13 protein-coding genes and 1 pseudogene are annotated in these 20,746 nt (G+C 47.5%); 11 read left to right on the forward strand and 3 right to left on the reverse strand.

Features of this window, described 5'->3' with window-relative positions; all coding sequences use genetic code 11:
* Positions 1–261 precede the first annotated feature (261 nt).
* Positions 262–1,983 (reverse strand): annotated as a pseudogene (locus SK066_RS11165) (alpha-amylase family glycosyl hydrolase); the annotation flags it as partial.
* A 732-nt stretch (positions 1,984–2,715) separates the two neighbouring features.
* Between SK066_RS11165 and SK066_RS11170 the strand changes: the two are divergent.
* The 7 genes from SK066_RS11170 to SK066_RS11200 all read left to right on the forward strand — a co-directional run bounded on the left by SK066_RS11170 (position 2,716) and on the right by SK066_RS11200 (position 12,524).
* Complete coding sequence (locus tag SK066_RS11170) at positions 2,716–3,636, forward strand: helix-turn-helix domain-containing protein (RefSeq protein WP_320544710.1); 921 nt, start codon at positions 2,716–2,718, stop codon at positions 3,634–3,636.
* 114 nt (positions 3,637–3,750) lie between these two features.
* Entirely contained in the window at positions 3,751–4,635 is an 885-nt protein-coding gene (locus SK066_RS11175; protein ID WP_188777546.1) for a carbohydrate ABC transporter permease, read from the forward strand.
* A gap of 21 nt (positions 4,636–4,656) precedes the next feature.
* On the forward strand, positions 4,657–5,490 hold the full coding sequence (locus SK066_RS11180; RefSeq protein ID WP_188777544.1) for a carbohydrate ABC transporter permease: 834 nt from the start codon (positions 4,657–4,659) through the stop codon (positions 5,488–5,490).
* Between the two features lie 6 nt (positions 5,491–5,496).
* Positions 5,497–7,269 (forward strand): cache domain-containing sensor histidine kinase, encoded by a 1,773-nt coding sequence (locus SK066_RS11185; protein ID WP_320544711.1) that lies wholly within the window; start codon positions 5,497–5,499, stop codon positions 7,267–7,269.
* A gap of 2 nt (positions 7,270–7,271) precedes the next feature.
* Positions 7,272–8,873 carry a response regulator gene (locus SK066_RS11190; RefSeq protein WP_320544858.1) on the forward strand — a complete coding sequence of 534 codons (1,602 nt, stop codon included), beginning with the start codon at positions 7,272–7,274 and terminating at the stop codon, positions 8,871–8,873.
* Positions 8,874–8,992: 119 nt separating this feature from the next.
* Positions 8,993–10,387: an ABC transporter substrate-binding protein gene (locus SK066_RS11195; RefSeq protein ID WP_320544712.1), complete on the forward strand. Its 1,395-nt coding sequence runs from the start codon at positions 8,993–8,995 to the stop codon at positions 10,385–10,387.
* A 121-nt stretch (positions 10,388–10,508) separates the two neighbouring features.
* Positions 10,509–12,524, forward strand: a complete 2,016-nt coding sequence (locus tag SK066_RS11200) for an alginate lyase family protein (protein ID WP_320544713.1) — start codon at positions 10,509–10,511, stop codon at positions 12,522–12,524.
* Positions 12,525–12,703: 179 nt separating this feature from the next.
* On the opposite strand, the gene SK066_RS11205 is transcribed toward SK066_RS11200, so the two are convergent.
* Positions 12,704–13,150: a hypothetical protein gene (locus tag SK066_RS11205; protein ID WP_320544714.1), complete on the reverse strand. Its 447-nt coding sequence runs from the start codon at positions 13,148–13,150 to the stop codon at positions 12,704–12,706.
* Between the two features lie 71 nt (positions 13,151–13,221).
* Entirely contained in the window at positions 13,222–13,656 is a 435-nt protein-coding gene (locus SK066_RS11210) for a hypothetical protein (protein WP_188777532.1), read from the reverse strand.
* 565 nt (positions 13,657–14,221) lie between these two features.
* On the opposite strand from SK066_RS11210, the gene SK066_RS11215 reads away from it, so the two are divergent.
* The 4 genes from SK066_RS11215 to narI are packed head-to-tail and all read left to right on the forward strand — an operon-like array spanning position 14,222 to position 20,707.
* Positions 14,222–17,896: a nitrate reductase subunit alpha gene (locus SK066_RS11215; protein ID WP_320544715.1), complete on the forward strand. Its 3,675-nt coding sequence runs from the start codon at positions 14,222–14,224 to the stop codon at positions 17,894–17,896.
* The gene (narH, locus tag SK066_RS11220; protein WP_320544716.1) at positions 17,886–19,466 is read left to right on the forward strand and encodes a nitrate reductase subunit beta; all 1,581 of its coding nucleotides are present in this window, start codon (positions 17,886–17,888) and stop codon (positions 19,464–19,466) included. The genes SK066_RS11215 and narH overlap by 11 nt, the downstream gene beginning before the upstream one ends.
* Positions 19,459–20,034 carry a nitrate reductase molybdenum cofactor assembly chaperone gene (narJ, locus tag SK066_RS11225; RefSeq protein ID WP_320544859.1) on the forward strand — a complete coding sequence of 192 codons (576 nt, stop codon included), beginning with the start codon at positions 19,459–19,461 and terminating at the stop codon, positions 20,032–20,034. The genes narH and narJ overlap by 8 nt, the downstream gene beginning before the upstream one ends.
* Entirely contained in the window at positions 20,027–20,707 is a 681-nt protein-coding gene (narI, locus tag SK066_RS11230) for a respiratory nitrate reductase subunit gamma (protein ID WP_188777644.1), read from the forward strand. The genes narJ and narI overlap by 8 nt, the downstream gene beginning before the upstream one ends.
* Positions 20,708–20,746: the final 39 nt, after the last annotated feature.

Here is a 20,746-nt window from a genome sequence, read left to right on the forward strand (position 1 = left end):
ACTTATGCTATAAGCGCAAGTTCAGTTCAAGTGAATCAAAATAACCTGCCTGTCGCTAATGCGTACAAGCAGGTTATTTTGATTAGACCATAGCGCAGATATTCCAACATTGGTAGTTCAATTAGCAATTTAAGCGGAAATCGAATGGAGACAGATCCAGCAAAACTTCTATATGAAGTCTGAGGTCTTGATGCAAAGCTTCTATACAAAGTCGCTATTATGCAGCCTCTATATTCAGCCTATACTGAACAGCTTGCTCCATTACTTGCTCAAAATTTTAACTTCTTTCGGTGCGAGTGTAATCGTGATCGAACCCCCATTTACCGTTACCGAATCGGTACCAAGTTGGTTTTTCAGTGCTGTGCCATTACCGAAGTTATCCAGATTCGGAATGGTGCGTGTCTCGCTGTTCCACGAGTTGTTGATCAGTACAACAACATCGTCAGAGCCGTTCGTACGCTGGAAGCCGTATACGGTATTGTCTGACCATTTTTCCTTTTGGGTGCCATTTTGCAGGGCTGGGTGAGCATTACGAACAGCATTTAATTTGGCAATATACTTGTACAGCTCATTGTTCGTGTCAAAGGTCATATCTTCACGGTTCGCTGGATCATCGCCACCGCTAAAGCCCTGTTCTGTACCTTGATACACAATCGGAATCCCACGCGAGGTGAGCAGGAAGCCAAGCGCTGCTTTTAGCTGAGGCCATTTGTCATATGATGCACCTGGTTTGCCGGATGCTTCATTCAAGAAACGCTTCACATCGTGGTTATCGATAAATGTACCGTTCAGATTAGCGTTTTTGTAGCGATTATCCTGTGCATAGCGATCCTTGATCAGATTCATCGAGCCATCCTTGGCAAATACGTCACGAATGGTATAGTACATTGGGAAGTCGAGTGCTGCATCCAGATAGTTGGTGTAATCGCCAACATAGGCTGGATCGCCGTTGAATATTTCACCGATGGTGAAGGTGTTCACTGCGCTATCGAAGTCCTTCAGGAACCATTTTGGTACATGCTTCGCTGTATCGACGCGCAATCCATCCACACCAGATTGCTGGATGATCCATTTACCCCAGTTCTTCAGCTCGGTCGCTACAGCTGGATTCTCTTGCTTGAGATCGTCCAGGCTCGCTACATCGCCATTTTCGATACGGGACTGATTGTTGGTGTTATAGTCATTTTGTGTAATATCGCCAGCGTTATGGTACCAATCTGCCTGATCAAATGGCGCTTTGGCTGTACCATTGTTCGGACGGAAATCGCCCGTATGGTTCACAACTACATCAAGCATAACAGCGATATTTTTGCTATGTGCAGTACGTACTAGCTCCTGGAACTTCGCCATATTGCCGAGGTGACCATCGACAGAGTAGAAGTCATAGGTGTGATAGCCGTGGTAAGCATACGTACTCTTTTGCATCGTTACTGGTGTGATCCAGATGGCAGTGAAGCCCATATTTTTGATGTAATCGAGCTTGTTAATAATGCCCTGGAAGTCGCCACCGTGCCATTGACCCGGATTGCTCTTGTTGGAATTAAAGCCGCCATAGTTATCATTACTCGTATCACCATTGCTGAAGCGATCAGTCATGATGAAATAAATGCTGCGTTTACTCCAATCGACCGGTCCAAAATTATCGGAAGGAGGAGTGGACGGATCGGTTGGTGTCGTAGAGCCAGATGGAGCACCAGCAGTAATCGTACCTGCTGCACCATTTGCACCAGGTGTGAAGGTCGATGTGCCTGTGTTGAACAGATAGTTCTTGGAGCTATTGTTATCCCATGTGCCATTGCCATTGTTGAATACAGCTTCGAGCTGAGTATAGGTGCCAATATTGATCGTTGCCTTCGTATAGCCACTTACCTCAGCATCTGCCATTTTCACGCCGGGCGCTGTCGTCCAGTTGCCATCGGCTTGCCGATAATGTATGTACGGCGAAGCAAAGCCTTTTTTATAATAGACGGTCACAGAATTATCCGCTGCATGTGTAGTCGGACCAAAGCCCCCAAACAGTACAGCCATCACCATCAATAGTGCAATCCAAGCTGCTACGGACCGCTTCATATGTTGACCCAATCTTACGTGCATCATTCGTCCTCCTCAAGTGGTATGAAATTGTGCAAACGTTTACGCAATTGATTATAAGATAGCGCTTACAAAAATAAAAGGAGGTAAATATATGAAATTATGGAACGAATCCTGTGCTGCAATATTCTGTTAAAATACGACTTTAATAAGTGAATCGATCCGACTGTCCCCATCTATGAAGTCAAGCAACCTGTAGTTGTTTGACTACTCAACTACAGGTTGTTGTACATCTTTGCCTATGGTCGCTAAAATAAAAATAAGTGATGGGCGGCTATGTACATGGCGATGCTACTAACGCAGCAAGAGGTAGGAAACGGATCTATTTTGCCTCTGGTACATGATAGATTTGTATAGGAATATAAGGTAGATGGTTAGTTTCCAAAATAGACAGTCATTTATGCTGGATAGCGATATTATTTTCAGTCGTATCTCCTACTAAATGTTCACTAACACCGTAAGCAGTAAGCCATTTTACGTTGCTCAAATGCCTGTTTATTTAACCTGTATTCAAAAATCACTCATACAATAAGTTGCCCCATTTCCTTAATCACTTCGTTTATATTGGCTTACATCCATACAAATGTTCACATATTCCAATGTAATGGAAAGGAGTTTATTATCATGCTGGATTCAATATTAATCGGTGCGACAATCGCTAACTATCGTAAGCAACAGAATCTTACTCAACTGGAGCTTGCCGACTATATGCACGTCACACCTCAGGCGGTCTCCAAATGGGAAACCGGCAAATCGCTGCCCGATATCTATACAATGATCAAACTTGCCAAATTACTACATATTGACATCGCTATGTTACTTGGCGAGAATACGGAACTTTCCGACGAATTACTACACCAATTCGCACCCGGACAAACTACCCAAATGCCTCTCCACACATCAGCAAATTCAGTGCAAATCGATGCAATTATTGCACTGGAAGATGAAAAATCATCTTTCTCTGATGACCTACAGGCGTTAACTTTAGCACAAATCATTCAATTGGCACCGTTAGTAGATCAGGAAACGCTCATCCATATCACTGGATTGCATGCTGATTCACTGGCGGAGAACGCCAAAGCTCTAACCGAACTCGCACCATTCCTAACTGAAGATGCTTTGTATGCAATCGTTTGCGGAGATGATCCACTAACTATCGATCACATCCTAACCGTCATCCGTATCGCTCCATACTATGATGAGCGATTGCATCAATATGTCAGCGAACATCAACACCAGATTACCATCCAGCAAATGTCCACCATCGCACCATTTATAGCACCTGACCAGCTCCAGTCCTTCGTCACAAAACACTGGCAACAATACACGAACCAGCAAAAACTAGCCGAAATCCTCTCGTTATTGCCCGAACCAGCAGTAGCAGAACTGCTAATGACACAAGAAATAACCTATGAACTGTTACTATTTGTCATCCCATTTATTGATCAAGCTCTAGTCAACCATTTGATTGAACATAAAATGCCCCTATTGCAACCCGAACAACTCGCCATCATCCGTGTTCTCGTCAATGTCAATTCGTTGTAATTATTCCCTCATCAAAGTCAGATTATCCTACACCATAAAGTTGATTTTCCTATCTCACTACCTTCCTACCCTCCCGTATACTTTCTTCAACAGACATAAAGGGGGAAGGTTACAGTGAATAAGAGAACGGCATATCTGTTTATTTTTCCTAGCGTATTTCTGACGCTTGTGCTGGGTGTGTATCCGCTGCTGTGGGCGCTACGGTATATGTTCTACAACTATCAGGGATATGGTGATCCGATCTTTGTCGGATTCGGTAACTTTGCCCGCTTGCTGCGTGATGCGGAGTTCTGGCAATCCGTTGTGAATACAGGCATTTATGCAGCAGGTAAGTTGATTGTAACCATTCCACTATCATTGATTCTGGCATTTATTCTGAATCGTAAGCTGAGAGGACGTACGGTGCTAAGAGCGATCTACTATTTACCGACCGTATTTAGTGCCTCGGTAATGTCGATTGTTTTCTTCATTATTTTCAACTCGTATAACGGTGTGTTAAATCAATTTCTATTAAAATTCCATATTATCGGGGCACCGATCAGCTGGCTGGGGCCAGATTATGCAATGCTCACGACAATTATGATCGCCATCTGGGGTGCTGTCGGGAACTATATGCTATTATTCCTTGCCGGGCTTCAAGGTATTCCAGAGGATCTGTATGAAGCGGCTTCACTAGATGGAGCAAGTGAGGTTCGTAAGCTATGGAGCATTACGATTCCACTGCTTGGCCCGGTGATGCAGATGATTATTATGCTTGCGATCACGATCTCGCTCAAGGGCTACGAAAGTATTATGGTATTGACCGAGGGCGGTCCGTATGGCAAGACCGAGGTCATGTATCTGTACCTGTTCAAGCTGCTTTTCCCGGTTTCACCAGAGGCACCGGTTCAGCAGCAGCTTGGCTATGGAAGTGCAGTCGGCTTTGTGACGGCAATCATCGTCGGTATCGTGACCATTCTGTACTTCTATCTGTCGCGTAAGCTGAATAAAATGTACTAAACGATCAGGAGGGGAATCGACATGGTCATCAAATATACGGGCAAAACCCTTCTGTGGGTGTTTCTGCTAATTACAGCTGCTGTAACGCTATTTCCGATTGTTATCGTCGTCTCGGGTTCGTTTATGACCAATCTAGAGCTGACGAGTGGCGCACATATTTTGCCGGATGTATGGCAGTTTAGCAATTACGTGACCGCCTGGACGAAAGCTAACTTTTCACGCTTTACCTGGAATAGCCTGTTTGTCAGTGTGATGACGACGATTGGAACACTGCTCGTATCCTCGATGGCTGCCTATGCGGTCGATCGGGCGAAGTTTCCGGGCAAAGGGATCTATACAGGTCTGATGGCGAGCACATTATTCATTTCGATTGGCGCGGTTGTCCTGCGTCCGCAGTTCGATCTGATGGTTGTGTTAGGGTTGCAAAAATCCCTATGGGGTGTCATTCTTATTCTTATTAGCGCCCATGCGGCGACGTATTTCATTATGATCGGCTTCCTGAGAAACATTCCTCGTGAACTGGATGAAGCAGCATGGATTGATGGATGTCACCCTGCATCGGTGTTCTGGCGTATTATTTTGCCACTGCTGCGTCCAGCACTGGCTGTCGCAGGACTGGGTGTGTTCCAGAACTCATGGAATGAATACATTTTGCCGCTCGTGTTCACGTTGAGTAATCCAGACCTCCAAACGCTACCGGTTGGCTTGTCCAATCTACGCTATGGCTTTGGTGCAGCGTCCGAATCACAGCTCATGCTGACCGGTGCGTGTATATCTATCCTGCCACTGCTTGTCGTGTATGTATTTGCGAACAAGTCCTTCATGCAGGTCACTCTTGGAGCAGTAAAAGGATGATGAGGAATGAGCAAGGGGTTTTACAAGCTATCGCTCAAAAGTCGCATTCATATTTTGTATATATTGCTCACCTTTTTGTGCATCAGTGCCACCGGAGGCTTTGCCTATAATTTTGCTGCCAAGGTGATCGAGCAAAATGCCTTGCAGCTCAAGCAGACGATGCTGAACAAAACGGTACAAACGCTGGATGAGAGCATGCGTCATATGATTGTAGCAAGCTACTCGCTCATGATGAGTGAAACGTATAGCCGGGTGATGACCGATGTGCGGAATAAAGACGGCTCGCGATTTTATACCGATCTGTCGCTGATGCAGACACCCTTCGCCCAGCTCAAGCAAATCGAGCCAGCAGTCGATTCCGTGCTGCTGGCTACGCCAATTGGTGACTTTTATTCCACTCAGGATGCATTAATGGGCGATTCTTCATTTCGGCAGCTGTATGGGAAGGATATGGAGGATCGTTCATGGAATGTGCGCTGGATGTCCGGGCATGAGGATGGAATATTTCAGGGGAAAAAGCAAGTCGTAACTCTACTTGTGCGTCCGCTACGGAACTCGATTACGAATAGCTATAATCTGTCCGATGTATATCTTATCGTTAACTTTAGTGAGGACTATTTTAATCATATTATTCGGGAAAATCTGCTGGATGATCAGATTCGATTATTTCTAGTGAATCAGCATGGTCAGAGTATATTGCCAGGTGTGAGTCCGGCACCGACCGATTTTAGCACCACTGCTTTTCTGGAGGATTTTGGACGCCAGCAGCAGGGTGCCTTTTCATATCATAATGATGAAGACGAGCAGCTGGTTAACCATGCTCGCCTGAATCTGGATGAGAACTGGTCACTTGTGGCTGTGCAGTCCAAAGGGAATCTGCTAGGAGAGATGCGTGAGATTCGCTGGCTCATTCTGGTGATTATGATCGTCTGTATGATCATCGCGCTTATGTTCTCCAGTCTATTGACCCGGCTATTGCTAAGTCCCTTGAATAAGCTGTATCGCATTATCCAGCGTGTGGAAAATAATGATCTGGATGCGCGCTTCACCAGTAAGTATGAGGATGAAGTGAGTGTGATCGGATATCGCTTCAACCGGATGATGGGACAGATCGAGAATCTGATCGAGGAAAATACGATCAGCGAGCAGGAGCGACTTCGGTATGAGATCAAGGCGCTACAGGCGCAGATTAACCCTCACTTTTTGTACAATACGCTCAATACGATTTTATGGAAAAGTCAGTTTGGTCAAAGTGAGCAGGTAGGGGAGATGATCGTCTCGCTGTCGCTTCTGTTCAAGCTTGGACTGAATAACGGTCAGGAAATGACATCGCTCAAGCAGGAGCTGAACCATGTCGAGCAATATATGCTGCTTCAGCAGCAGTGCTACGAGGACATGTTCACCTATACGATCCAGATGGATGAAGCGGTACAGGATGCTCTATTACCGAAAATTATGCTACAGCCACTTGTCGAAAATTCCATTCTGCACGGCTTTAAAAATCTGGAGCGGCCCTGTCATATTGATATTGAAGCGATGATAACAGGCAATGATCTTAAAATTAGCGTGTCGGATAACGGGCATGGGCTGGATGCAGATGTCATGAATCAGACGCTGGAACAGCCACTGCAAAAGCATGCGAGCTATGCGCTGTACAATATTTATAGTCGCTTGTGTCTGAATTATGGGGATGAAGCATCGATGTCTTTTGAAAGTACGCCGGATGTGCGGACAACGGTAATGATCACGATTCCATTTCACGGGGAGGAAGGTCTGTGAGTATGCTGACGATGTGTGTGATGGACGATATTAAGATGGTTGTTAACGGAATTGCTTACCAGATTCCCTGGGAGAAGCATGGTATTCAGATTGTAGGAACGGCAGAGGATGGGCAGCGCGGATTGGAGATGATCCGCGAGCTACGTCCAGATATCGTCCTGACTGACATTTGTATGCCCCATCTAGGCGGCTGTGATATGATCCGTAAAATGATAGAGGAACACCTGCCCAGCAAGGTGATTTTCATGAGCGGATTTAACGATTTTGCCTATGCGCAGGAGGCTGTACGTCTCGGCGCTTTTGATTATTTATCGAAGCCTTTTACACCAGCGCAGGTGGTTGAGAGTGTGGTGAAGGTGCGTGAAGCGATCATTGAGGAATCGGAGAAGGCAACCAAAATGCGTCTGCTAGAAATGGAGATATTGCAAAATCGTCGCCATCAGCGCGATGATTTCCTGCGTAAGTTGCTTCATCGAGCGCCTTCGGTTGACACCGAGCAGCAGTGGAACAACTGGCAGCTGCACAAAATGCTTCCGGACTATCGCACGCTTATTTTGGATGCCGAGCCAGGTGGCGACAATGAGAAATCACCTGCCAAGATTAGTGAGCATACGATCACAGCCCTACGTGAAATATTGGAGGAACGAGAGGATGGGATCGTACTGCATGATGGCAGTCAGCGCATCGTCGCGCTGTTACCCTCCTCTCGCTCGCTCGATATGGAAGCGCTATGGCAGGAAGCAGCTGCCTGCATCGAGGGCGATGGCGTGGGTTCGATCTCGCTTGGCTATAGCACTGTGCAGGAAGGCCCGGCGCAGCTAGCCTATGCGTATCAGGAGGCAGATCGCGCGCTTGGCTACCGTTTCTACAGCTCTACTGGTGGCTGTTACAGCTATGAACGTACACAGCAGACAAGCGATATCCCACGCTATGCACCGGAGAAGGAAAAGGCACTGCTCTATTCGCTGCGCTCTGGCAATACCGAGCAAACCGAATACAGGCTGGATGAGCTGTTTTTAGAATGGATGTCGCAGTCAGATTATTGCCGCCCTGAGCTGATGGTGCAGCAATTCAAAACGCTTTGTATGACCGTCTACCGGACGATGCTTGAGGTGCTGGAGGGCATGCCATGTGATGGTCTGGCAGAACGCCTGTCAGATATCCAAGGCTTGCCACTGTTGACCTTTGCCGAATGGATGAATCGTACAACTGAATTTTGCTCCTTTTGCTGTGAATGTATTCGCGGTCAGCAAAACAAAGAATATTCGCGCGTCATTCATCAGGTGAAGCAGTATATTGAGGATCATCTGGACAGTGATTTGACGGTAAATAGCTGTGCACGGGCAGTGCATTTGAGTCCAAGCTATCTGGCAAATCTGTTCAAGCGCGAGACATCGATGACGCTGGCGAACTATGTGACTACTCTGCGTATTGAGAAAGCCAAAGAGTGGCTGTTAGAAGGCATGCAGGTGCAGCTCATCTCCTCCAAGCTCGGGTATGAGGATCGGCCGTATTTTAGCGAAATGTTCAAAAAGCATTGCGGCATGACGCCATCGATGTTTCGTCAGCATTATTTTGAACAGCAGAATGCCAAGAAAAGATGAATTTCCCACCCCACTGTAGTCGATATACCATACTCACATGTGAGATTTTACCCGTTATTCTTAGTAGCAAGAGGTGAATGACTCATCTCCCAAAAAAACATAATCCGGGGGGACTGCAAATGCAGAAGAGATGGTTACAAGTCGTGGGAAGTACAATGCTCGTCGTAGCACTGGCTGCCTGTTCTTCTAATTCGGGTTCAACAGACAGTAGCACTTCTTCATCATCCGCATCAAGTGGTGGCAAAACTAAAATTGTATACTGGACTCCGGATCGTCATGATGCTGAATTCATGCAGAGCAAGGTAGATGAGTTTAACAAGACGAACAAGGATAACATCGAAGTCGATATGAATGTGATGGGTGACAACTACCCGCAGGCGGTCGATATTGCCTTTGCAAGTAAGCAAGCACCGGATGTACTGCAAATTGATGATTTTGAAACGTATGTGAAAAAAGGCTATCTGACACCGATTAATGATTACATGAGCGATGAAATGAAGCAAACGTTCAAGGACGTTATTATTGATCATAAAAATGAAATTGACGGCAAAATTTATACCCTGCCAAACACAGGGCAAACGTGGCGCCTGATCTACAATGAAGACCTGTTCAAACAGGCGGGCATCTCGGCTCCACCAAAAACACTGGATGAAATGGTTCAGGATGCGAAGAAAATTACCGACATGGGTAAAGCTCAAGGCATCTATGGCTTCGCAAGTCCTCTCAAAGGTGTAAGCGGATTCGGACGTCCAGCGAACACTGTAGGGCCTGCTGGTGTAACGACTGGCGTGGACGGATATAATTATGTGACAGGTGAATTCGACTTCAGCATGTACAAGGATATCGCGCTGGCTATGCGTCAGATGATGACGGATGGTAGCATGCTGCCAGGCGTAGAAAGTCTGGATATCGATCCGCTGCGTGCACAATTCGCACAGGGTAAGATCGGCATGTACTTCAACCACTCAGGCGAGCCTGGCGTATACAAAGATCAGTTCCCAACTCAGGTCAAATGGGCTGCGGCTCCACCGCCAACTAAGGATGGCAAAATTGTAGGTGCAGTACAGGTGATCGGTGGTTCCTATATCGGTATTAGCGCAGATTCACCGAACAAAGATGCAGCATGGAAATTCATGAACTATGTGTACAGCACAGACCTGCAAACGAAATATTATGAAAATGGGTATGGTGTATCGCTGATCCCTACGGTACTGGAGCATGCAACCAAACCGACGATTCCGGGTATTGCTGGCTTCCTGCCTCGTAAATACGATGCACTGTATCCTGCGAACCCATTGTCTGCTACCGAAAGTCAGGTCGAAGGGCCAAAATGGACAGAAGACTTTGTTAAATATGTACTGACTGGTGGCGATGTGGATGGAATTATTAATGATCTTAATACACGCTACAATGCAGCACTCAAGCAAGCTAGAGATTCGGGCTTGACTACGATTAAGGCAGACCCAAGCTTTAGCTCCGCGAAGCTAGAAGGCAAGCTGTCCAAGGACGAATAAGCTGACTCAGAAGTACGAATACGTTTATGAATGAAAATGGAATTGGACTGGCCTACAGCTTTATGCTTGGGGTCAGTCCTTTGCACGTCAATCTGGCAAATCGGAAGGGGACGACTACGCGATGAGTGCAAGAACATACTATTTGAACGCAGACGAGTTAGAACAGGCAGCTTCAGCTTATCGAACATACTATCCACAACAAGCTACGGATACGCTACAAATTGCCGATCAGGCGTGTCTTAATCTGTTTATGGTGCCCTATACTAATGATCTGACACGATGGATTCCGATGGGCGATCCGGTAGACTGGCTGTATAATCCATCACTTGATCCTGAATTTACATGGGGAATCAATCGTCACTGGCATATGCTGGATCTAGGCAAAGCATACCTGATGACAGGCGACGAAAAATATGTAGAGACGTACATTCGCCATTTTCGCAGCTGGTGTGTGCAGAATCCACCGCCTGAGCCACCGATGCCATACGAGGAAGCGACATTTTTCCAATTGCCTGGGCCGTGGCGGCTGCTGGAAACGGGCTTGCGTGTACAGTCATGGATATCAGCGTATGCGTATATGCAGCGCAGTGAGCAGATCGACGAAGCATTTACGGCTGAGTTGTTAGTCGCGCTGGAGCAGCATGCTGTATATTTGACCTCTTATCTCGGGCAAACGGAAATTAACCATGCGATGATGCATATGCAGGGATTGTTCATGATCGGTGTCTTCTATAGTGAACATCCGAGAGCACCCTACTGGCGTCAGCTGGCAACAGAGCGTTTACAGCTCTGTCAGTACCATCAGATCGGTGAGGAGGGGATTCAAAGCGAGCTGACGACGCATTACCATGATGCGAGCATCGAGATGTTTGGTACGCCGTATTTGCTAGGAAGACTGGCAGGCTTTCCTTTTCCAACCGCTTATGGACAGCAGCTGCATCGTATGACTACATTCACTCTGGCGATGATTCGTCCGGATAATCGTTCGACTGCGATCGGGGATTCGGAATGGGTGAGTAATGGTAGAGCGCGGGTCGCCATGCTGGGCGGTATCCTGGATGATGAGCATCTACTCGTGCGTGGTGAAGTGAGTCCAGATTTTTTATGGATGTTTGGTGCGGAGACCTTTGAGAAGTATAAGGCACTACAGCAGACGGAACTGGTGGACGTGGAAAGTATTGATTTTCCGAAAACGGGCTATTATATGATGAAGTCACCGGGTCAGCATTTATTTTTTGATGCGGCGCCGATGGGGGGAGCGCATGGACATGCGGATGCGCTGAACTTTGAATGGTACTGGCAGCGGCAGCTGCTTTTCGTTGATCCGGGTCGTTATACGTATGAGGAAGGCTACTGGCGACATTATTTTAAAAGCACAGCTGCACATAATACGATTATGATTGATGGTGTCGATCAGACAGCCTATATTTCTACACAAGCATGGGCAGAGCCAGCCGCTGCCTGTCAGACGTTACGACGAGAGAAGCATACGAACTATGAGCTGGTCGATGCGATTCATGATGGGTATATGCGTCTGGATGATCCGGTTCAGCATCGTCGCTGGCTGGTGATGGGCAAGCAGGTTCCACTGCTTATCGTTGTCGATTGGATGGACGCGCAGGCAGAACATGAGGTACACCAGCGCTTCCAGCTACATCCTGATGCTGTAGCTCGCGTGATGACTACGACTGATTCAAATGCTGAACGCCCATCCGACGTAAACGTAGAATTAACAGATGTCCATGAGATGAGTATCGTACCGGCAGTACAGCTCGATTATCCGCAAAATGAACTGTCAGCACGAATGTATTGGGCGCTAGCAACATCAGGTGAACAGTCATCCTTAGAGGATCCAGATCATAAGCTACACATTGTATCCGAAGAAGGCTGGGTATCCCCGATCTATGGACAAAAGCAGCCGACCTCCATTATCGATGCAGGTATTCGTAGTCATGGGGCGATTGGCATCGCTACCGTAGTTATTCCAGATGATCATCGATCTGATCCAGCCAATGTATGGGTAGTCGATAAGCTGCAATTTAATAGCGATCAAGGTCTGGAGCTTGTACTGTATAACGATACATCACAGCTACAGGTTCGAGTGAATGAGCAGCAGATCAGCTGGAATTTATCCTGAGTCTACTAGCCATTAGATAGGATCGTTGTGCGCAAAATCAGAAAGAGGAATCGAAAAGAGCAATCGCAAAGAGGGTTAGCATCGGTATCGGTGCTAGCCCTCTTTTTGTGATATATGAAACGCTGACTATGTGCTACTACAATGCTACAAGCTCAGGAATGGAATGATACGAAGCCCCATTACCATGCCATGTATTCGCCGTACAGATATACTTCTATCGGTTCCGTTACGTTGGCGGTAAAGACAAGACGATAGACGCCGAGCTGGTCATATCCAGGATCATTCGTAGTGAAAAAGTATTGTGAATAAGGACCGGTTACACTGGAGCTGTTCACCACCTGCCACGTATCAGTCTCTTCATTGTAACGCTCATACTTGTAGCTCAGACTTTCACCTGCCGCCAGCGGAAATGTAAGCCACACATTCACATAGCCAGTTGAAGCGAGTGGCCCAACGCGATGGGTCTCGTTGTTACCGATAGTAAAAGTGTCTTCGACTTCGCCAAATAACCTTGCTTGCCGATTGGTATCGGAGGAAGAGGCTGCATAGGTAGATAGGGGAGCAACGGTCAAACTAAACAACATCGCCAGTACTACCAACATCATGGGTACCGTTTTGATCTTCATCTTACATTCTCCTTTGTCATGCCAAAGTATGAAACGATGAAACCATGGATAGGACAAGACGATCGCGGCGGTTACCAGGCAACAAACTCGGCATGATAATACCCGGACGGCATATACTCATACGTCGAGCTGATAGCAATACGGAAATAGCCAAGTTCAAAATCAGATTTTAGTGTACCTTCAAATCCACCTGATGGGCCATGGATAATACGGACATCGCGCGGCTCCCAGATTCCTTTTTGATAATTGAAGCATTCATACGACAAAATAACACTCTCCCCCTCAGGAACGGGAAGATCCAGCGACAAGTTCGTATTCCCGGTCGAGCCGATGCCTGTAATATAACCAATATTATCGGGGCCTCTTAAACGGACAAATCCGTCCATTTCCCCCATGAGTGTTGGATGAACCGCATTTGTTTGCTCCTCGGCATGGATAGCAGACGGTACACAAGTCAGAACAAGCATTAAACTGCACATACAAGCAAGCAGTCGCTTAACCTTCATAAATGTAGCTCCTTTGCGATGAAGTGGCTTTGCCCTAGCCAACCAGAATCGTACGACCGATCAACCTCGCTCACCATCATTTCCTATTCGAAAGATAACGCTTACAAAACTCCCTTCCGATCCCTGTCTAAAAGCTACTACCTGCTGAGCTACATCCTTTATGAAGGTATCGTGGCTATCGATGGTAGAGATTTGGGATATCAATTATAATTTACCATTTATTGCTAGTAAAAGATATTATATTTTGGAACTTTATTATGATCATTCATCCATTTATTTGGATACCTCTGTAATGGCGGTACAGAACTCTGCAACAGATAGAAGAAGATAGAAGATCGGGTCACATTCGACATATCAGGACATTTCCCGACCGGAACAGGGAATTCCCTAATGTCCGCCAATGCACCATCGGGTCATAATGAAAACATAGAGCTTGTTCATAGCGCCAAGTGATTTGCGAACCATAGCCTTTACGGAACACATACCGGAATAGGCTTTAGACTGCCACTTTTCATTGAACTCCATGTTTGTTGATTCGAACATGGGAAAAGGAGTGTTCATTTATATGAAACGGAAATACAAATTGAATTTCTTCAAGCCGATTGAGAGCTATTCTGGCAACTGGTCGGTATTGGAGGAGAAAAATAGAGACTGGGAAAATATGTACCGCCAGCGCTGGTCACATGACAAGGTCGTGCGTACGACCCATGGTGTGAACTGCACCGGCTCTTGCAGCTGGAAAGTATTCGTCAAAAATGGCATTATCACCTGGGAAAATCAGCAGATCGATTATCCATCCTGCGGTGCGGATATGCCAGAGTTTGAACCGCGCGGTTGTCCACGCGGCGCTACCTTCTCGTGGTATGAATATAGTCCGCTACGGATCAAATATCCATATATGCGCGGCAAGTTAATACGACTATGGAAGGAAGCACTTGCCCAGCACAGCGATCCGATTGAAGCATGGGCAAGCATTGTGGAGAATCCAGACAAGGCACGTCAATACAAAAAAGCACGCGGCAAAGGCGGTCATGTGCGTGTGAACTGGGATGATGCGCTGTATCTGATCTCTGCACAGCTAATCTATACGATTCGCAAATACGGCCCTGATCGTATCGCAGGCTTTACACCGATTCCAGCGATGTCAATGGTCAGCTACGCGTCTGGAGCACGCTTTATCTCGCTACTTGGTGGACAGATGCTGAGCTTCTACGATTGGTATGCCGATCTGCCGCCAGCTTCACCGCAAATCTGGGGTGAACAAACAGATGTACCCGAATCGTCAGACTGGTACAATGCGGGCTATCTGATCATGTGGGGCTCCAATGTACCGCTGACTCGAACACCGGATGCGCACTTTATGACCGAGGTTCGTTACAAAGGAACAAAGGTCGTATCTGTCGCTCCCGATCTAGCGGAAAATGTGAAGTTTGCCGACAACTGGCTGGCACCGCATCCAGGTACAGACGCCGCGATTGCGCAGGCGATGACGCATGTGATTTTGGATGAATTTTATCATCAGCGGCAGGAACCGCTATTTATAAATTATGCGAAGCAGTATACGGATATGCCATTTGTTATTTTATTAGAGCCGCATGGCGATGGATTGAAAGGTGGACGCTTCCTACGTGCCAGCGATATTGGACAGGATAGTGAGCATGCGGAGTGGAAGCCTGTTATCTATGATGAAGCTGCTGCGGAATTGCTTGTGCCAAATGGCACAATGGGTCAACGCTGGGAAAAGGATGTAAAGTGGAATCTTATTTTAGAGCGTGAAGATGGGACAGTGATCGAGCCTGCGCTCAGTATGACAAGCCAGCAGCATGAGTGGCTGGAGATCGTATTCCCTTATTTTGATAACAGTGGTAATGGTACGTTTACACGGACGATTCCTGCACGCCGAATCACGCTGGCGGATGGCAGTGAGCGTTATATCGCCACAGTCTATGATCTGATGATGAGTCAATATGGTGTACCACGGATCGAGAGCCCACACAATGCACGAGGCTATGATGATGCTGAATCGCTATACACACCCGCCTGGCAGGAAAAAGTGACAGGCGTGAAGGCTTCGGTAGTCGTACAGGTCGCACGTGAATTTGCGCAAAATGCCCTTGATACAGGTGGGCGCTCCATGATTATTATGGGTGCAGGCATTAATCACTGGTTCAATAGTGACACGATCTACCGCTCGATTCTGAATCTGGTTGTACTGACCGCTTCACAGGGTGTAAATGGCGGCGGCTGGGCGCATTATGTTGGACAGGAAAAATGCCGTCCGATCGAAGGCTGGTCAACAGTGGCATTTGCTAAGGACTGGCAGGGTCCAGCACGGCTGCAAAATGCGACTTCATTCTTCTATTTTGCTACCGAGCAGTGGCGGTATGAGGAAAGTGGCACGGATTCACTTCAATCACCGACGAGCGATGAAGTGCATTATCGTCATCCTGCCGATTACAATGTGCTGGCTGCGCGTCTAGGCTGGCTACCATCGTATCCGCAATTTGATAAAAATAGTCTTTTATTCGCAGAGGAAGCCGCACGTACAGGCAAAACATCAAATGAAGAGATCGTAAAGCATGCGGTCGAGCAGGTGACTTCACGTCAAACGAAATTTGCTGTAGAAGACCCCGGCGCACCGGAGAACTTCCCGCGTTCCCTGTTCATCTGGCGCTCGAATCTGATCTCTAGTTCGGCAAAGGGTCAGGAATACTTTATGAAGCATCTGCTCGGTGCATCGGATGATCTGATCGCTCGTCCCAATGAAGAGCAGAAGCCAGAGGAAATCGTATGGCGTGAGGATGTAGAGGGCAAGCTTGATCTGATGGTAGCGCTCGACTTCCGTATGACAACGACACCGTTATATGCCGATATCGTCCTGCCCGCAGCCACCTGGTATGAGAAGACCGACCTGTCCTCTACGGATATGCATCCATTTGTGCATCCATTTAATCCAGCGGTCAATCCGCTCTGGGAAGCACGTTCGGATTGGGACATTTACCGGAGTCTGTCCGAAACGTTCTCGGAGATGGCGAAGACGCATCTGCCAGGCGTGTACAAAGACCTTGTAACTGCACCGCTTGGGCATGATTCGATGGGTGAGATTTCACAGCCGATGGGCATAGTGAAGGACTGGGTGAAAGGTGAGATTGAACCGAAGCCAGGTAAAACAATGCCGAACTTTAGCATCGTTGAACGCGATTATACCAAAATTCACGATAAATTCACCTCGCTCGGTCCGAACCTGCTAACAGGTAAAGCAGGCGCGCACGGTGTGAACTTCTCCGTAGCCGAGGAATACGAAGAGCTGAAGCTGCTCAACGGCGTGCATTATGATGAAACAATCAAGAACGGTCTGCCCAAGCTACAAACGGCACGTCAGGCAGCCGATACGATTCTGCATCTATCGTCAGCAACGAATGGTCGGGTATCGCAAAAGGCATACCTGCAAGCCGAAGCTGATCATGGGGTGGAGCTACGCGACATTTCTGCCGATCGTGCAGCAGAAAAGATTACATTCCAGAGTATTACGTCACAGCCGCGTGAAGTGATCCCGACACCGGTATTCAGCGGCTCCAACAAGCAGGGCAGACGGTATTCACCATTTACGACGAATATTGAGCGTCTGGTTCCATTCCGTACACTGACGGGCAGACAGCATTTTTATATTGATCATGAGATTTTTGAGCAATTTGGTGAATCGTTGCCAGTGTACAAGCCGACATTGCCACCGATGGTATTCGGCCCACGTGATCGTGAGATCAAGGGCGGTCAGGATTCGCTCGTACTGCGTTACCTAACACCGCACGGCAAATGGAATATTCACTCCACCTATCAGGATAATCAGCATATGCTCACCTTGTTCCGCGGCGGGCCTACCGTTTGGATTAATAACGAAGATGCAGCATCCAGCGATATTAACGACAACGACTGGCTGGAAGTGTACAACCGCAATGGAGTGGTAACCGCACGCGCAGTGGTCAGTCATCGGATGCCACGCGGCACGATGTTCATGTATCATGCGCAGGACAAGCATATCAACGTGCCTGGCTCGGAAATTACCGATACACGTGGTGGCAGTCATAATGCGCCGACTCGCATTCATATGAAACCGACGCAAATGGTAGGCGGCTACGCACAGCTCAGCTATGGCTTCAACTACTATGGCCCGATCGGTAACCAGCGTGACGTATACGTCGCGGTTCGCAAAATGAAGGAGGTAAACTGGCTTGAAGATTAAAGCACAAATCGCCATGGTCATGAATCTGGACAAATGTATCGGCTGTCATACCTGTAGTGTGACGTGCAAAACGACCTGGACCAACCGCAAGGGCGCCGAATATATGTGGTTTAACAATGTAGAGACCAAGCCGGGTATAGGCTATCCGAAGCGCTGGGAAGACCAGAGCATTTATAAGGGCGGCTGGCAGCTTCGTAAAGGAAAGCTAGAGCTAAAATCCGGCAATAAGCTGTCCAAAGTCGCACTCGGTAAAATTTTCTATAACCCGGATATGCCAGAAATGAAGGACTACTACGAGCCATGGACATATAACTATGAGAACTTGACGCAAGCGCCGGAGAAAAAGCATTCTCCGGTAGCACGTCCACATTCCGCTGTGACGGGCGAAAAGATGGAAGTGAACTGGGGCCCGAACTGGGAGGATGATCTGGCAGGAGCGCATATTACCGGCCCGCTTGATCCAAATATCGAGAAGATTGAGGAAGAGATCAAGTTTAACTTTGAAAAATCATTTATGGTGTACCTGCCTCGTCTGTGCGAGCATTGCCTAAATCCAAGCTGTGTCGCCTCATGCCCATCCGGTGCGATGTACAAACGCGATGAGGACGGTATCGTGCTCGTCGATCAGGAGGCTTGCCGCGGCTGGCGCTATTGCATGACCGGATGTCCGTACAAAAAGGTCTATTTTAACTGGCAGACGAACAAAGCCGAAAAATGTACATTCTGCTTCCCACGTGTCGAGGCTGGCTTACCAACAGTCTGCTCAGAAACCTGTACCGGACGTATTCGTTATCTCGGCGTGCTGCTGTATGATGCGGATCGTGTACAGGAGGTCGCATCGATTCAGGATGAGCAAGCCTTGTATGAAGCACAATGCGGGCTGTTCCTGAACCCGAATGATCCTGACATTATCGCACAGGCGAAAAAGGATGGTATCACTGCCGACTGGATTGAAGCAGCACAGAATTCGCCAGTATATAAGCTAGCGATTGAATACAAGCTGGCGTTCCCACTTCATCCGGAGTATCGCACACTGCCAATGGTCTGGTATGTACCGCCGCTGAGCCCGATTATGAATTATTTTGAAGGTAAAGATTCGATTGAACATCCCGATCTGATTTTCCCGGCGATTGAGGAGATGCGTACACCGATTCAATATCTTGCCAATATGCTGACCGCAGGAGATAGTCAATCGGTTAAAGAAGCACTGCAACGGATGGCAATGATGCGTTCATACATGCGCGCTAAGCTGACCGGAGATCGTTTTGATGAACAGCGTTTGGAGCGTGTTGGGCTTACCGCACGTCAAACCGAGCAAATGTACCGTCTACTGGCGATTGCAAAATATGATGATCGGTTCGTCATTCCGACCTCGCACAAGGAAGGGCATATGAATCCATACCGTGCTCAAGGCTCAGCTGGCTTTGGCGATATGATGGGCAATATGGGGACGGGTATGGATGGTGGCTGTAGCGGCTGTAGTGCTGTTGATTCGTTTAGCCCGGGACGCGATAAGGATGGCAAAACGATCTATGAAGAGAATTTCTACGGAGGGATCTGGCGTGATTAATCTGGAGCAGCTATATACGTATAAGCCGTCGTTTCACTTTTTTGCACGTCAGCTGATGTACCCGGAGAAGCTGGATTTTCATCCACAGTTGCTGGAAGAATCCTTTGCACCGGATCATCCGGGTGCGGAGGAGGCGAAGCGATACTGGAAGCTTATGCAGGAGCGCAGTATGGAGCAGATTCAGGAGATGTATACAGAGACGTTTGATTTTCAGAAGGACTGTGCGCTGTATATGACGTATTTCAAATTCGAAGAAGCGCGTGAGCGTGGACAGATGCTTGCCAAGCTCAAGCTATTATACGAAATGTTTGGGCTCGAAATGCCTGATGAGGAACTGCCCGATTACTTGCCGCTCATGTGCGAATTCCTGTATGCCGCTGACTGGCGTGGACATCCATCGGCTGCGCAAAATCTCCGTATGCCAATGGCAATTCTGGAAGATGGTACGTATCATCTGGTGCAGGCACTGGGCAAGTACAACAGTCCATATGTACATCTGGTGCGGGCGCTACGTCATACGTTGAAGGCATGCATCACACAGGGGGAGCCGGTGAGTGAACATGATTGAGCAGTTTTTATGGGTGATTTTCCCGTACGCATGTATGGTCGTTTTTGTGGTCGGGCATATTTTCCGATATCGTACCGATCAATTTAGCTGGACAGCCAAGTCGAGTGAGTTTATTGAAAAAAAGCAGCTGATGCTGGGTAGTATGTTGTTCCATATCGGGATCATTCCGGTCATTATGGGGCATGTGGTCGGTCTGGGCGTTCCTGCTTCATGGATGACGGCGATGGGTGTGAGCGAGCATCTGTATCATATGGGCGCGGTATATGGCGGTGGTCTGTTCGGTGTGATTACGCTGATTGGTATGCTGATCCTTACTTCACGCCGCTTTACGATTCGCAGTGTGCGTAAGCTGAGCAGTGCATCCGATCTTGTAGTTAATACGCTGCTGCTATTCATTGTGTTCATGGGTATGTATGCGACCTTATTCACCAATGCAGTACAGCCCGATTTTGATTATCGGGAAACGATTTCGATCTGGTTCCGTGGATTATTTATCCTACAGCCGGATGCGTCACTCATGCGAAATGTACCCGTTTCGTTCAAAATTCATGCGCTGACTGGATTCGCTATTTTCGCCTTCTGGCCGTTTACACGTCTTGTGCATGTGTGGAGTGTTCCATTGAATTATATCGGTAGAAGTTATATCCTTTATAGAAGACATAAATCGAGCTGAGGAAAGTGGGCGCTGCCTTCTTTCCCTCTTGTATTAGGA

This window comes from Paenibacillus hunanensis, from assembly GCF_034055775.1.
GTDB classification, from domain to species: Bacteria; Bacillota; Bacilli; order Paenibacillales; family Paenibacillaceae; genus Saccharibacillus; species Saccharibacillus hunanensis.

Bases quoted from the DNA above. Each gene is read 5' to 3' on its own strand.
- SK066_RS11170 (WP_320544710.1), top strand. From the start codon at position 2,716: ATGCTGGATTCAATATTAATCGGTGCGACAATCGCTAACTATCGTAAG.
- SK066_RS11180 (WP_188777544.1), top strand. From the start codon at position 4,657: ATGGTCATCAAATATACGGGCAAAACCCTTCTGTGGGTGTTTCTGCTA.
- SK066_RS11185 (WP_320544711.1), top strand. From the start codon at position 5,497: ATGAGCAAGGGGTTTTACAAGCTATCGCTCAAAAGTCGCATTCATATT.
- SK066_RS11190 (WP_320544858.1), top strand. From the start codon at position 7,272: ATGCTGACGATGTGTGTGATGGACGATATTAAGATGGTTGTTAACGGA.
- SK066_RS11195 (WP_320544712.1), top strand. From the start codon at position 8,993: ATGCAGAAGAGATGGTTACAAGTCGTGGGAAGTACAATGCTCGTCGTA.
- SK066_RS11200 (WP_320544713.1), top strand. From the start codon at position 10,509: ATGAGTGCAAGAACATACTATTTGAACGCAGACGAGTTAGAACAGGCA.
- SK066_RS11205 (WP_320544714.1), bottom strand. From the start codon at position 13,150: ATGAAGATCAAAACGGTACCCATGATGTTGGTAGTACTGGCGATGTTG.
- SK066_RS11210 (WP_188777532.1), bottom strand. From the start codon at position 13,656: ATGAAGGTTAAGCGACTGCTTGCTTGTATGTGCAGTTTAATGCTTGTT.
- SK066_RS11215 (WP_320544715.1), top strand. From the start codon at position 14,222: ATGAAACGGAAATACAAATTGAATTTCTTCAAGCCGATTGAGAGCTAT.
- narI (WP_188777644.1), top strand. From the start codon at position 20,027: ATGATTGAGCAGTTTTTATGGGTGATTTTCCCGTACGCATGTATGGTC.